The 14,274-nt window shown below is 43.3% G+C and carries 8 protein-coding genes, 4 pseudogenes and 2 riboswitches; of the genes and pseudogenes, 4 read left to right on the top strand and 8 right to left on the bottom strand.

Annotated features, from left to right (window positions below):
* Nucleotides 1–98: 98 nt before the first annotated feature.
* Nucleotides 99–830 (bottom strand): MBL fold metallo-hydrolase, encoded by a 732-nt coding sequence (locus ANSO36C_RS13960; protein WP_251960011.1) that lies wholly within the window; start codon nt 828–830, stop codon nt 99–101.
* Nucleotides 831–990: 160 nt separating this feature from the next.
* On the opposite strand from ANSO36C_RS13960, the gene ANSO36C_RS13955 reads away from it, so the two are divergent.
* Nucleotides 991–2,511 (top strand): site-2 protease family protein, encoded by a 1,521-nt coding sequence (locus ANSO36C_RS13955; protein ID WP_251960331.1) that lies wholly within the window; start codon nt 991–993, stop codon nt 2,509–2,511.
* On the opposite strand, the gene ANSO36C_RS13950 is transcribed toward ANSO36C_RS13955, so the two are convergent.
* Nucleotides 2,476–2,703, bottom strand: coding sequence for a hypothetical protein (locus ANSO36C_RS13950; RefSeq protein WP_251960010.1), 228 nt, complete (start codon nt 2,701–2,703; stop codon nt 2,476–2,478). The genes ANSO36C_RS13955 and ANSO36C_RS13950 overlap by 36 nt on opposite strands.
* Between ANSO36C_RS13950 and ANSO36C_RS13945 the strand changes: the two genes are divergently transcribed.
* A complete protein-coding gene (locus ANSO36C_RS13945) occupies nt 2,688–3,518 on the top strand; it encodes a dienelactone hydrolase family protein (RefSeq protein WP_251960330.1) in 831 nt (276 codons plus the stop codon). The two genes, ANSO36C_RS13950 and ANSO36C_RS13945, sit on opposite strands and share 16 nt — an antisense overlap.
* Nucleotides 3,519–3,585: 67 nt before the next feature.
* Here the strand turns inward: ANSO36C_RS13945 and ANSO36C_RS13940 are convergent.
* Nucleotides 3,586–6,720, bottom strand: a pseudogene (locus tag ANSO36C_RS13940) (MFS transporter).
* Between the two features lie 553 nt (nt 6,721–7,273).
* On the opposite strand from ANSO36C_RS13940, the pseudogene ANSO36C_RS13935 reads away from it, so the two are divergent.
* Nucleotides 7,274–7,487, top strand: a pseudogene (locus ANSO36C_RS13935) (high light inducible protein).
* Between the two features lie 52 nt (nt 7,488–7,539).
* Complete coding sequence (locus ANSO36C_RS13930) at nt 7,540–7,752, top strand: high light inducible protein (protein WP_251960009.1); 213 nt, start codon at nt 7,540–7,542, stop codon at nt 7,750–7,752.
* Nucleotides 7,753–7,879: 127 nt separating this feature from the next.
* On the opposite strand, the pseudogene ANSO36C_RS13925 reads toward ANSO36C_RS13930, so the two are convergent.
* The 5 genes and pseudogenes from ANSO36C_RS13925 to ntrB all read right to left on the bottom strand — a co-directional run bounded on the left by ANSO36C_RS13925 (nt 7,880) and on the right by ntrB (nt 13,780).
* Nucleotides 7,880–9,218 (bottom strand): annotated as a pseudogene (locus ANSO36C_RS13925) (ArsB/NhaD family transporter).
* Nucleotides 9,219–9,331: 113 nt separating this feature from the next.
* Nucleotides 9,332–9,952: a universal stress protein gene (locus tag ANSO36C_RS13920; protein ID WP_251960329.1), complete on the bottom strand. Its 621-nt coding sequence runs from the start codon at nt 9,950–9,952 to the stop codon at nt 9,332–9,334.
* A 199-nt stretch (nt 9,953–10,151) separates the two neighbouring features.
* Nucleotides 10,152–10,266: riboswitch (cyclic di-AMP (ydaO/yuaA leader) on the bottom strand.
* Nucleotides 10,267–10,305: 39 nt separating this feature from the next.
* Nucleotides 10,306–11,142 carry an ABC transporter ATP-binding protein gene (locus ANSO36C_RS13915; protein ID WP_251960328.1) on the bottom strand — a complete coding sequence of 279 codons (837 nt, stop codon included), beginning with the start codon at nt 11,140–11,142 and terminating at the stop codon, nt 10,306–10,308.
* Nucleotides 11,143–11,347: 205 nt separating this feature from the next.
* Nucleotides 11,348–12,790 (bottom strand): annotated as a pseudogene (locus ANSO36C_RS13910) (ABC transporter substrate-binding protein).
* Nucleotides 12,791–12,928: 138 nt separating this feature from the next.
* The gene (gene ntrB / locus ANSO36C_RS13905) at nt 12,929–13,780 is read right to left on the bottom strand and encodes a nitrate ABC transporter permease (protein WP_251960008.1); all 852 of its coding nucleotides are present in this window, start codon (nt 13,778–13,780) and stop codon (nt 12,929–12,931) included.
* A 97-nt stretch (nt 13,781–13,877) separates the two neighbouring features.
* Nucleotides 13,878–14,101, bottom strand: a riboswitch (cyclic di-AMP (ydaO/yuaA leader).
* Nucleotides 14,102–14,274: the final 173 nt, after the last annotated feature.

Here is a 14,274-nt window from a genome sequence, read left to right as displayed (position 1 = left end):
CAAGGCGGGCAAGATGCCCACCCCACAAGAGGTGATTTTTTCAGCAATTTCATTGAAAGTTCTCACTCAAATCACCTTGTCCTCCAACCCTCCAGCTTTTAAAGAGGCTGTATCGGCAGCAAAGCTGATAAATCCAGAGAGGCGAGGTGTTGATAAGCTTGCTCGATGCATCGCTTGCCTCTGAGAAAGCCTGTATTTGCTCCAGGACAAATATACTGAAGAGTTTCTGGTGTAAAACGTTCTAACAATAATCGCAAACTTTGAATTTGCCTTGGCCAGTGAAAAGTTTTAGCTGTCCGTAATGGTACTGGTTGTCCCTGCTGGTTAGGGAGTAAATGACGACCAGAAAATAATATTCCTCCAAGTTCACTGTAGTAGAGACAAGATGAGCCGGGAGAATGACCTGGTGTCCAAATCACTTGCGTTGCAGCATCGAGACTAAATTCTTGCCTAAAGGTAGTTACAGTTAAGCCTGGTAATAAATAAGCTTCTTGCTCTTGAATCAGCACTTCGCTGCCAAAGGTTTGCTGAAATTCAACAGTCTTGCCAATCGCGCCTCGATGGGTGATAAATAACCAACGCACGCCTCCATGCGTCCCTAAAAAATCTTGATTTGTTTGGTCTAGGGCTGGGCAATCTATGAGGATATTGCCTTCATTTCTTACAATAAGATAAGAGGTTCCCCCTAATGTGTCCCGATTGGGTGGAAAGGCAAAAATTCTCTCTTGTGCGAAGTCCGATTGCAGAGAACCTCCGCGAGAAACTTCGTCAGGAAAGACAGCCCGTGGTGGCTTAGTTGTATGACTTGGCTGTTGAGGTAAAGGGCACATAAGCAAAGAACCGAAACTGAGGAGTTGTGGACAATCTGGTTACAGTGGGGAAATTCTCAAGAGTTGAAACATAAAATTGGGATTTGAGGTCTGCCTTGTAGTTAATGCTATGGTGCTGAAGCTACTGGTGCGGCGTTTTGTCAAAATTACTGAAGATAACATGGCATTTTGGTTTCTGTTTATCCTCCTGCTGGGGCTAGCTACTTATCTAATGGTGCAGCACAGCGTCGCTCACGTCACCCGAACACCAGTATGGTTGTTGTGGCTGGTTTTAATGACACCAGCATTTCTGTTGAGTGGATGGACGCTAATCTACGGGGCAAAACAACCTCCGCCACCAGGATTGATCATCTGGTCGATGTTTTTCTGCACACTTTTATACTGGACGTTATTTCACTGGGGGCGTCAAGTACCAAGAAATACACCGACCGAAGGTCAAGCCCAAGCCTCAGAATCACAACCGACTATCCAGCCTACCCCAGAACCAATGGTGCGTCCTATTGAGCCAACAGAAGAAACCTTACTACGAAATTGTTTTCCTTGGTCTGTTTACTACGTTCAAAATATTGAGTATCGACCCCAATCTGTAATTTGCCGTGGTCAGTTGCGAACTCAAGCCAGCAACGCTTACCAGCAGATTAAAACTAATATTGAAGCACAATTTGGCGATCGCTTCCTGCTGATCTTTCAAGAAGGTTTCAATGGCAAACCTTTCTTTGTGCTGGTTCCCAATACTCAAGCTGCTAAACAGACAAATACACCACGACGCAATCAGGAACGCTTGACTCGTCCAGGATTAGCACTTCTGCTGCTAGCAGCTACTTTGCTAACTACTACCTTGGTGGGAGTGGAAATTGCTGGTGTTTCTCTACCACCTATCTGGAAAATTGGCCCTTTGTTCAAAGTTCTATCTGACCCAGATGTTCTATTTAAGGGATTGCCTTATGCTTTAGGACTGATGACTATTTTGGGAATTCATGAACTTGGGCATTATTTGACAGCAAAGTTTTACCATATTCGCTCGACGTTGCCTTACTTTATTCCCGTGCCTTTCTTTTTGGGAACTTTTGGCGCATTTATTCAGATGCGTAGTCCTATTCCCAACCGTAAAGCTTTATTTGATATTAGTATCGCTGGGCCAATTGCAGGCTTTGTTGTTACCTTGCCATTACTAATATGGGGCTTGGCTCATTCTGATGTGGTTTCCATCACTGAAAAAACCCGAACTTTGAATCCTGATGCCCTCGATCCCAAGTATTCAATTTTATTGGCGCTACTTTCAAAGTTAGCTTTGGGAAGTGAGTTAACGGCAAAATCAGCCCTTGACTTGCACCCGTTGGCTGTAGCAGGTTTTCTCGGATTAATTGTTACAGCATTAAATTTAATGCCTGTGGGACAACTAGATGGAGGTCACATTATCCATGCGATGTTTGGACAACGAACTGCGCTTGTAATTGGTCAAATTGCTCGCGTGTTGTTGCTATTACTAGCTTTAATTCGGGAAGAATTTTTAGTGTGGGCGATTATCTTATTATTTATGCCGTTGATTGATGAGCCTGCACTGAATGATGTCAGTGAATTAGATAACAAACGTGACGTTTGGGGATTACTGGCAATGGCCTTGTTGATTGTAATTATTTTGCCATTACCGCAGGCGATCGCTAACTTTTTGCAAATTTAAAAAGTCGTGAAAGCTCCCCCGCTTTTTCATTGCGATCGCTCTTTGTCTACAGGCAAAAACTGAGGTAGCAAACGCAGCCAGTATTGCAGTAAACTGATTGGTAAACCGTAGTATTTGTACTACAGTACTGTACGAGTAAGCAACAATCAAGTTTTCGCCAATTAAAGTTAGAGATGATGAAAGAAATAACACGCCGCAAATTTATTGCAACTGCCACCTTAGCAACGGGTTTTGCCCTAGCGGTGCAACCCATTTCTGCCCAAGTTATCACCACCAATACTGAGGGGTTAGTAGCTGGTGCGGTGAAAATTCCCGTTAAAGGTGGCGAAATTCCTGCCTACAGAGCAGCACCTGCTACTGGTAAAAATTTCCCTATAGTTCTGGTAATCCAGGAAATATTTGGTGTACACGAGCATATTCAAGATGTCGCTCGTCGTTTTGCTCGACTAGGGTATTTAGCGATCGCACCGGAATTATTTGTGCGTCAAGGCGATGTCTCGAAGTTAAGCAGTATAGACGAAATTCGTCCAATTGTCGCCAAAGTACCAGATGCCCAAGTATTATCCGATCTTGATGCCACGGTAGACTGGGCGGTGAAATCAGCTAAGGGTAATGCTGATAAATTGGCAATTACAGGATTCTGCTGGGGCGGGCGCATTACCTGGTTATACGCAGCACACAATCCCCAAGTGAAGGCAGGTGTGGCTTGGTATGGGCGACTCGTAGGCGAGGCTAACGAACTTCAGCCAAAGTATCCCGTTGATATTGCATCATCCTTGAAAGCCCCCGTCCTCGGACTTTATGGCGGGAAGGATACGGGTATTCCCCTTGATACAGTAGAGCAAATGCGCGATCGCTTAAAGGAAAGCAGCAGCAAATCTGAAATCATCGTCTACCCAGATGCACCTCATGCATTTTTTGCTGATTATCGCCCCTCCTACCGCGAGGAAGATGCTAAGGACGGTTGGAAACGGCTTTTGGCATGGTTTAAGGAGAATGGCGTGTAAATCTGCCGAACATAGAAAAGCCTCCCACAGTGGGAGGCTGAAAAGTTAGCGGAGAAAACTTGTTAAACTACTGCGTAGCTACAGCAATCACTCCTCCTAATGCAGAGAAAATCGCGGAGACGGTTGCTGTGGCAAATAGCCACCAAGCTGCCGAAGCTGCGGCTTTGCGGGTTTCTTCCGCTTGCTTCTGTGCTTGATGCTTCACCTGTTCTAGGCGGCGTTGGGCTTCATGCTGTATGCGTTCTGCACGTTGCAATACTGTGTTGCGTGCCCGCTCAATTTGGTCAATGATCCGGTTGGCATCTTCCTCAGAGATGTCCTCACGAGAACTCATTATTGCCACTAAGGTATCACGGTCAAAAGAAGATAGGCGATCGCGCAGCGCATCAAACCCTGCCTGGGGATCGTCAAAAAATGTGCGAACATCGTGCTTGATATTATCGTAGTTAAGTTCCGGGCGATCCAGAGAGTTGAGATAGTTACGAATGCGGCCGAAAACCCCATCAATCGCATCTTGAATGCCTCGTTGGATATTCCGCACTTGTTCGACAAATTGATCCCTTACGGATACCATGTTATCGGCAATCCGCGCCGCTTCTTCGTCGGACATATCTTCCCGAATTTTCAGCAGGGCGATGATCGTAGAACGGTCAAAATGGGAAAGGCGATCGCTAAAACTTTCTACCCCAACTCGCGGATCGTGCAAGAGTAGTTGCAAGTCGCGTTTGATACCTTCAGGATTGAGTTCTTCTTTACCCGTTTGGCGCAGATACTCTTCTAGATAAGCTTTGAATGTTTCTGCTCGTTGCTGTGTACGAGTAGCTAAACGACGAGGCGCACGTATAAAGTTACGAATCGAAGTTTGTGTAGAATCAATGATTTCATTGACTTGTTGTTCGCTCAAATCTTGACGTTGACTGAGCAACTTCACCAATGTATCTCGGTCTACCTGCGACAACCGACGGCGCAGTGCGACGGCTCCCTCTTTGGGATTGTCAAACAATTTGGTCAAATCTCGCCCGATACCTTCTGGGTTCAATTCTTGTTTACCAGTATTCCGTAGATAATCTGCGATCGTCGAAGTAACAGAGTCGTATTGCTCTTTGGCTTTATCCACTACAGCTTGGGGTGTGTGGCGAATACTATGCCACGACTCTTCAGCAGAATTGATGATTTGATCAACTTGATCTTCACTCAAATCTTGCCGCTGATTCAACAATTGCACCAAGGTATCGCGGTCAAAGCGAGACAACCGCGCCCGAATTGAGCTAATTCCACCTTGGGGATCTTCCAGTAACTTTTTGAAGTCGGCGCGGATGGCATCAGGATTCAGTTCTGATTTCCCGGTGTTACGCAGATATGATTCTACATTCAGCCACAGGGTTTCTGCTTGATATTGCGCCTGTTCTGCTAATCCTTTGGATTCTACCAAAGCGCGATCGCGTTGTTTTTCCAACTCTTCGAGAATGCTGTCTACTTCATATAGCTGCACATCATTACGTTGCAGCAATATCGACCGAATTTCCTGACGATCAAGGTGGGCTAGTCGCAATGTCAGGGTTTCATAATCTACATCTGAGTCTTGCAACAGTGGTTTGAAGTTCTGCTCAATGCCTTCTGCTGTCAAATCGGCTTTTGGAGTAACTAGCAGATAACTTTCCACTGCCCGTTGCAAGTCTTGGACTATCTCGTCTTTCTTCAATACCTGTAACTATCACTAGCACATCTTTACGGACAGTTTCTAACTGATCTGCAATGCGCAGAATTTGGGCTTGGGTAAGCAGGTCCCGTTGTTGCAGTATATTGAACGAAATCGTTGCGAGATAATCGTTCTAGTTCCCTGCGGACTATTCCAGCGTCAGCTGCTGGGTCATAGAGGACATCACGAAATTCCTGGGCGATTCTTTCTGGACTTAGTTGCCAAGCATAAGTGTTATGCAGGTAATTTTCGATATCAGCCCGAATTGGGCTATAAGGTTGTGATGGTGTTGGCAACCCTAGCTTATCTGCTTGCTGTGTAACTTTACCTTTGGCAGTGGTGAGACTACCCAAAGATTTTTTCCACATCCAAATCAGGCAAATCTGCCCGTCCCATCACAGTGGCGGTTAAAGCAGATAGTGCTTGCTGGATTGTACTTTGCATTGGGCCTGGGGCTGCCTTTTGGTTTGGGTCAGCTTCTTTGGAACCACCCTGTTCTGCTAATAACCGATCCAGTTTGGCGTTGAGTTCATCTGTTTTGTTTTGTCCTGCTGGAAGTGATTTCAGATAATCCATCAACTCACCCAGACGGTCTTCGCTGGGTGATTGTTGACTCACGACTTGCTGCCAAACTTTATATAAGGTATCAGCAATGCGGGTAACATCTTTTTTGGAAAGGTCGGTGCGGCTGCTGACTAACTCGATAAACTTCTGGCGGTCGATGTTGCGAATATCTGGAGTCCCGGCGATCGCTTTTAGTTGCGGATCGTTGAGCAAATTTTCAAAGTCACCCCGAATCTTTGACAAATCTAGCTCTGGAGGACGGATCTTTTCTAAGTAATCCTCTATATTCTCTCGGATACTTCCTGGGTCGATGGCGCTTCCTAGTTCCCGGCGGATAGCGGCTGCGGCGGCTTCAGCTGTCGCTACAACTTGGTTATTGACAGCTTTTGCGCCCAGTGCGGCGGTGGCTGTCCCCATAATCGCCTGAAAACCGGAAGTTGCTGAATTAACGACTGAGCCAATTAAAGAACCCACGGTGGTGGAACTTACCCAAACGAGAAGCAAAAAGTAAGCACCCCAAATCACCAAGCCGAGAATCGCTCCTAATACTGGGTCTAAGATTACCAGGCTTAATTTAACTGCAAGAAAAGAAGCGATTAATAAGGCGATCGTCACAGTGACTAATGTCCAAATACCCACTGCGGTGCCAATTTTGCGAATGTTACCACCCAAACTTCCCGCTTCCCCACTATCTGAATCTGAATCCGAGTCAGATGAGTGCCCCAGGTAGGAAATACCGGCTGCAAGGGAAAGATTAGTTAGAACTAATTGGAAAGCAAAGGCTAAAATCACGCCGGAGATTAAAGCCACAAAAAAGCGCGGCCCGGAAATGAGAGCCGATGCCTGTGCTGGCGTGACATTTGAGGATTCTACTGGAACCTGTGCCAACCACAATAGTGGTTTGTAGAGTCCTAGCATAATTTCCGTACTTTGGAACATTGTATTTCCTTCTACTAGGGTTTCAATTTGGGGAATTAAGAATTTCTTGAGAAGCAACTCTTAGTATTTATGATTGGTACTTATGGTAATACCTAACTCTTTAAGCTCAGAATCGTGGAATTTAGCTGTTTAAAGCATCTCTCTAAAGATTGAAAGCTGTATCCAGCGAAAGATATAACTTTTACTATCGCTCGGTGAGAATCTGAATCAAATTGCCACCTACTATTAATTATGTATAGGTAGTTTTTAATTTTTAATTGCTTATTTGTAGCGATTGATTCTGTTTAAATTATAGTTTGCTGGCAACGCCTTTACATTTATTTACATATTCGCTCTTGCTCACCCTCTAAAGGTGGATTTGTCTAAAAAAATACCTTTGTGATAATCGTCCATAAGAAGTGCCTGTGGTTTGTACCCACAGACAGAAATAAGTTTAGTTATAAACAGCTACATTAAAGTTAACAAATCAATGGTTGATGTTCGTGACCTTTTGCGCCTAGTTGGCTACTAGAACATTAAACACTTGAAAAACTACTAAGTATTGGAGAAACAAATGGCAACTCAAGGAACTCGTCCATCTACAGATTTACCACCTGTTGCAGCAGAATACAACGGTGTAGATCGCAACGCATTTTTGTTTGGCTTGACACCTCAAGCCGAGATTTGGAATGGTCGCTTGGCAGCAATTGGTTTTCTAGCCTATTTTACTTTGGGATTTAGCAGGCTATAGCGTTGTTCGAGACGTTTTACATATAGTTGGCTACTAAAACAATAGAACATTAAAACGCTTGAAAAAACTACTAAATATTGGAGAAACAAATGGCTACTCAAGAAACTCGTCCATCTACAGATTTACCACCTATTGCAGCAGAATACAACGGCATAGATCGCAACGCATTTTTGTTTGGCTGGACTCCCCAAGCGGAAATTTGGAATGGTCGCTTGGCAGCAATTGGATTCCTTGCCTATTTACTTTGGGATTTAGCTGGTTATAGCGTCTTACGGGATGTGCTACACCTAATTGGATATTAGAAATAGCTTAGGATAGATAAGTATCTGAGTTTAAATAAAGAAAGTACTCAGAAACCCGACTTTTTGTAAGAAGTCGGGAATTTATCTCCTGAGCATTTTATATTTAATTAGGTTGGTGTTTCCTTACCTAAAGCAAAAAGCGAACTAACACATACAAAGCCGAAGCTACCAGTTGCAATACCATAACTGGGATACCGTAGTGTAGAAAAGTTTTAAACGATATACGCCCGTCCATGCTGCTCAGAAATACCGGCGGCTACAATGTTAGATGATGCTCCCACTAGTGTGCCATTACCTCCCAAAGTTGCACCAAACATCATTGCATAAAACAGTGGTAATACTTCTGGCGGAAACTGTCCTTGAAAGTCTTGGGCTAAAACTTCTGCGGGCGCTAATCCGACAGTAACAATGTATTGTTTGAGTAAGGGCACCATCCCCACCACTAAAGGAATATTAGGCACTACGCTGGATAATATCCCCACAGAAAATAACAAAACTAGGGAACCCAAGATTATATTTTTTCCTAAAATTGCTGCTAATACTCCTGATAAACCATTAATTACGCCTGTTTTTTCTAGACCTCCAATTAACACAAAAATACTCATAAAAAATATTAATGTACTCCAGTCTACATCGCGCAAAATGTTGTTAACTGAATCAATTTTGCTATGGTGAGATAAAAGCAACGCTAAAGCGGCTCCTAACAAAGCTGCGGCAGCAGGCGAGATAGGAACTGGTAAAGATTCTCCAATAACAAAAAATAGCAGGACGAAAAATACAATAACTGCACCAAGGGTTAAAGCTCGTGGGTGATTTATTTCTGGATGTGGCAGTTCTTCAAGATTGTCTAACTGTGTATTCCAAATTTTGCGGAATAAAAATGGTAGTGTTGCAATCACTATGACAATGGCAATTACTCCTCCTAAACTCAACTTTAATAAATAATCTGTAAAGCTGATATTCACAGCATCACCAACAATAAATGTCGCTGGATCTCCAACTAAAGTCAGAAGTCCGGCACTATTAGCAACAAACACCATTAAAATCAACAAGGGTACAAAATTTATCCCAACTTCCTGCGCTATTGGTGGAATTAAAGGTGCTAGTAACATTACTGTTGTGGCATTCGGCAATACTGCACAGATGGGCGTAACAATAGCCACAATACCAAGTAATAAACGCTTGCCTTGTCCTTTAGCTATGACTACTATTTGAGTAGCTAAATAATCAAATATCTTGGTAGGCTCAAAAGCCCGCACTAACACCATAACTCCAAAGAATAAACCGAGTGTTCCATGACTTCTGCCGATGTAACCAACAGCTTCTTGTAAAGACATGACGTTGGTAAAAACTAACAACAATGCTCCCAATAATGCTGCAATGGTGAGATGTACCCATTCTGTCATTACTAAAACAATGACGCTGATAAATGTAATAACGCTGAGGGTTGCTTGCCAGTTTTCCACATCTTAACTCCCGAAGTGTAGTTGGTTGCATAGTAGCGAAAAAAGCCACCTAGTTGTAGGTGACTTATCTATGATTACAATTAGGTAAAAATTACTGAAAGTCTTAACAGTGATTATTCATCAATACAACTGGGAATACCCAAAACGGCACAGGGAAAATTAGAATCTAGTGCCTCAATCATCGGATGATTGACAGAATTGCAACCCATAAACAGAATATCGGCAGCTTCTGATTCAACAACTTTGGTAAGTTCTGTCGAAATGCAGCCAAACCGTAAATGAGATTTGAAGCAACCTTGCCATTCTTCAGCCAGACTTCGGGCTTGCCAAAGAATTATATCTGCTTTTTGCAAGGGTGTTACCACTGTTTGCAATTGGGGTTGAGTTAATACCTGTGTAGTAGACTTTGATACTTCACTGACTTGACACTCCAATGGAGGTTGTTGTATTGGTAAGCTCAAAATGTTTGAATACTGGCTTTTTGAATTGTCTTCTAGCACATAAACGGCTTGAACTGTAACTTCTGCATTGGTGGCTAAACGCGTTTGGTGGGCAATCCAGAAAGCAATATCTAGCGCCGTATGACTGTTAGGAGATGCGTCATACGCAACGATTAAATTAACTGCTTTTGCTTTTTGAGGTTTTTTAGAAAAAGGTTTTTTTGGTTCTGGCAACAGTACCATTTGTTCAATTAAGTCATCTCGACCTGTGGCACTTTGCAGACGTGCTAACATTGGCTTTATTTGCACAGCTTTACTTCTCCCAATGAAATAAATTAACAATGAGAAGCAGGGCGATCAATTTGAGATTTTGGACTTCGGCTACGCTCAGTCGAACGATTTTGGATTTTAGATTGAGTGACGATAACCAAAAGTTCAAATCTTAAATCAATCAAGGAAACCCCAATAATAACTGTATTACAGCCAAAGTGTTGGGGGTTCCTTCCATTGCCTACGGAGTTAGCTGACGGGCTAAGACTGGAAGGTGTCTCTCATAAGATTAGCCCCAAACATTGGTTCCTCCGTTCCAAATTCAGCTTTCATGAATTTAAATTAGGCTACCCACTAAAAAAAATGATAATCTAAATTTACTCGTCTTGGGCAAAATATCGATCAAGAAAATTCAGGGCGTGGTTACGGAGTTCAAAATATTCTTTTGAGTTTCGCATTGCGGCGCGATCGCGTGGATGCTCAAAAGGAACTTCTAAAATTTCTCCTATACTAGCAGCTGGGCCATTGGTCATCAAGACGATGCGATCGGACATATAGATTGCTTCATCTACATCGTGGGTAATCATCATCACTGCCTGACGATTATTTTCCCAAATATCCAATACCTGCCGTTGCAATTTGCCACGAGTTAACGCATCTAGTGCCCCAAAAGGTTCATCCATCAGCAACATTTTAGGACGAATTGCTAAAGCTCTGGCAATACCTACTCGTTGTTTCATACCTCCAGAGATTTCATCAGGATATTTGTCAGCCGCCGCCGTCAAGTTTACCATTGCCAAGTGTTGATTTACAATGCTAATTTTCTCGGCACGATTAGCATTTTTTAGCACTTCATCTACAGCTAAACGGATATTCTCTCGCACGGTTAACCAAGGTAATAACGAATAGTTCTGAAATACCATCATCCGTTCGGCTCCTGGCTTATGAATTTCTTTCCCATCTAGCCTAACTGAGCCGGAAGTCGCTTTTTCTAAACCAGCTACTATCTTTAGTAGGGTTGATTTTCCACAACCAGAGTGACCAATTACAGAAATATATTCATCTTCACCAATCGTCAGATTAACTCCATCTAAAACGACAAAATTACCTTTATCAGGTGTCGGATAAGACTTGACTAAATTTTCAATTTCTAAAAACCCAGAGCGGGGAAGAACTTCGGTCTGGGTATTAATAGGTAATGAGGTATATTCCATCATCGAAATGCTCCAGAAATAATTTAGTCATCAAACAATTTTGGATTTTAGATTTGCAATTTTGGATTGTTCCCGATTAAAAGGATGCTGCGTTGCTGATAGCGCAGCGTCGGATTTTATGTTTATTCCATCCAAAAGCGACAGAGCATAAACCAAGGAAACAAAATCTAAAATCTAAAATCTAAAATCCCAAATTGGCAGGGATTTAAGACATGAAAAAGTTAGTGGGAGCGTTAGCCCTGATGGCAAAACTATTCAAATAGCCCACAGGATCGCTGGGGTCGAAGCCTTTTTTATCTATAAATACTTCTGGTGGTTCGACCTTGTAATCGTCTTTGGGACACTCGATGCCCATTTCAGACGCTATCTCCCGATATAAATCTGTTCTCCAGCCAAGTTCGGCTAGTTTTTCGGCATTTTTGGGGAATTCCTTAATTTGTCCCCACCGGGCTGCTTGTGTCATCATCCAGATACTTCTCGATCTCCATAAGAATGTGGAGTGTTCTCCTGGCTGTTTGGGAAGGTTGTCAGGAATATCGAAGAAAATCGTGGTGTCAGCAGCTTTGATGGTGCGGTCTTTACCGTCAAAGCCGCCATAGTTGTAGTTGCCGAGAATTCCCGGACTTGTAAATTTCGCAATTGGGGCATCTTTCTTTTTGGGTCTAGCACCTGTAAAGGAACGGTCTGTTATGAGTTCGGCAACTTCTTGGCGGTTTTCGTCTTTGCTGCAATACTGACAGGCTTCAATCATTGCCTTGACTAGGGAACGATAGGTTTTGGGATATTGGTCAATGAAAGATTGCATCACCCCCAAAAGCCGATCTGGGTGTCCCAACCAGACTTCTTTACCTTGTGCGAAGGTAAAGCCGATGTTCTCGTTGCCTGTAATTGCTCGTGTATTCCAAGGTTCCGCAACCATGTAAGCTTGCATCGCCCCAATTCGCACGTTTGTTACCATTTGGGGTGGCGGAACGATGATGACGCGAAACTCTTTAAGCGGATCAACTCCGGCGGCGGCGGATAAGTAACGAATAAAGTATTCGTAAATGGAGGAACTTAATACTACTGCCCAGACTTTGTTTTCTGGCGGTTGCTTGCCAAAGTAGTCTCGGAAATCGTGCCCAAAGGCTTGTAGCGCCCCATCGCCATATTTTTCTTGATACTCGTACCACGGACGCAGCCCAAAATCCCACATGGCTTTGTTCATTGTCATGGCGTTACCGTGGCAGTGTATGGTCATGGCTGCACACAAGGGGGCCTGGCGTGCGCCTTCAGCACCAATTCTGGCGTTGGTGACTGCACCGGATACCACGGGTGAAGCATCTAGGCGACCAAAATTAAACCGTCGCGGGAGGTGGCCCAACTGGCTTCGCGGTTGAGTGTAACGTTCAAACCATACTTGCGGAAGAAACCTTTTTTCCAGGCGATCGCAAATGGCGCACAATCATTAACGGGAACGTAACCAACTGTCAGAATCGGCTTTTTCTAGGTCGCCGCTTTTAACTAGTGGTTGCACAGCTAAGGCTTCTTCGGTCAATCCTTTGGCTGATCTATCTCCTGAAATCCCACAGGAAGACAGCGCCATTCCCGCCGTTGTTGCTCCTATTCCCTTGATAATATCTCGTCGAGTCCAGTTAATATCACCCATTTTTGTAGCTCTATTGGTGGATCAATTTTGGATTTTAGATTTGTTTGATTAGACGCTGCGCGAACAGATATTATTAAATTTTGGATTTTCAATTCTTCAATCCAAAATCTAAAATTTAAAATCTAAAATTCCCTTTAGTTAGTTAGAATTTCTAGGGCGATGGGTGACTAATTCTTCGATTTTGCCCACGCCATAATCCAGGATTAACCCAGTTACACCAATTACCAACACAGCTAAAAAGACTGAACTCAGGTTTAAGCGACTCCATTCATCCCAGACAAAGAAGCCGATACCAACACCGCCTGTAAGCATTTCCACGGCGACGATTACCAGCCAAGCTATCCCTAAACTAATTCGTAAACCTGTAAAAATATACGGCAAACTTGCAGGCCAAATGATTTTTGTAATCCGCCGCCAACGTGGCATTTCCAGTACTCGTGCCACATCTAAATAATCTTTGGGAACGCTAGAAACTCCTAAAGCGGTATTAATAATTGTCGGCCACAAGGAGGTAATAAAGATGACAAAAATCGCTGAAGGATCTGCCAAATTGAAAATTGCTAAGGCGATGGGCAGCCAAGCTAAGGGCGATACGGGTTTAAAAATTTGAATGATGGGATTGAGTGCTAGCATTGCCGGTCTGGACATCCCAATTAAAAACCCCAGAGGAATCGCTACTACCGCACCTAACAAAAAGCCTATTAATACCCGACGCAGACTTGCTATTAACAACCAACCAATTCCTAAGTTGCCTGGGCCTCGCTGATAGAAGGGATTTAAGATGTAGTCTAAATTAGCGATTAAGGCTTCTGGTGGGGTAGGCATCAATTCATGGTTGGCAAGGGCAATAATCCACCACAAGATAATTATTCCCAAGAACCCCAACACAGGTAGAAAGAATACATCTCTAACGACGACAGGTTTTGCCTTTTTCCAAGCGGCTTGTCCAGCGATCGCTGCGATCGCTGCTAAATTTAATTGAAATATCATTTACGACCCCAACAGATTTAAGTGCAGGTACAAAAAATCCGAGCAGTACCAGCCTTGGACACCGATGAGATCGGAACATTATAAAAATGCCGTCTCTTCAGTCTCCTCTCAATGCCTACGAAGTTAGCTGACGGGCTAGGGCTGAGAGATGCCCTTCTGAAGAAAGTTATGAGTTATGAGTTATAAGTTATGAGTTAAGTATTTAGTAACTTCTAACTCCTCACTCTCAACTCCTCACTTTCTATGAGATACGCCCCACAATTTGGTTCCTCCGCTCCAGCGTTATGCACTGTGACACGCTGAATTAGGCTGACTTACTCTAATGGATACTAAATTATGCACAATATAACATCGATGCTCAGTAAAAGCTATTGGTATTATGATGATTGCTGTTAACTTTAATACTATAGTTAAGTGTTTACTCGCAATTATTTTTAATAAATAAAACCTATGATTTTAGTCGTGTTGTGGTGAACTCCTTACACGGACTGCTA

The organism is Nostoc cf. commune SO-36 (assembly GCF_023734775.1).
GTDB lineage: Bacteria > Cyanobacteriota > Cyanobacteriia > Cyanobacteriales > Nostocaceae > Nostoc > Nostoc commune_A.
Note: the sequence above shows the minus strand (reverse complement) of the source record. Positions and strands in the feature narration are given on the sequence as shown.

What these genes read in the sequence shown, in the direction of transcription:
- ANSO36C_RS13960 (WP_251960011.1), bottom strand. Translation starts at nt 830, where the DNA reads ATGTGCCCTTTACCTCAACAGCCAAGTCATACAACTAAGCCACCACGG.
- ANSO36C_RS13955 (WP_251960331.1), top strand. Translation starts at nt 991, where the DNA reads ATGGCATTTTGGTTTCTGTTTATCCTCCTGCTGGGGCTAGCTACTTAT.
- ANSO36C_RS13945 (WP_251960330.1), top strand. Translation starts at nt 2,688, where the DNA reads ATGAAAGAAATAACACGCCGCAAATTTATTGCAACTGCCACCTTAGCA.
- ANSO36C_RS13930 (WP_251960009.1), top strand. Translation starts at nt 7,540, where the DNA reads ATGGCTACTCAAGAAACTCGTCCATCTACAGATTTACCACCTATTGCA.
- ANSO36C_RS13920 (WP_251960329.1), bottom strand. Translation starts at nt 9,952, where the DNA reads ATGTTAGCACGTCTGCAAAGTGCCACAGGTCGAGATGACTTAATTGAA.
- ANSO36C_RS13915 (WP_251960328.1), bottom strand. Translation starts at nt 11,142, where the DNA reads ATGGAATATACCTCATTACCTATTAATACCCAGACCGAAGTTCTTCCC.
- ntrB (WP_251960008.1), bottom strand. Translation starts at nt 13,780, where the DNA reads ATGATATTTCAATTAAATTTAGCAGCGATCGCAGCGATCGCTGGACAA.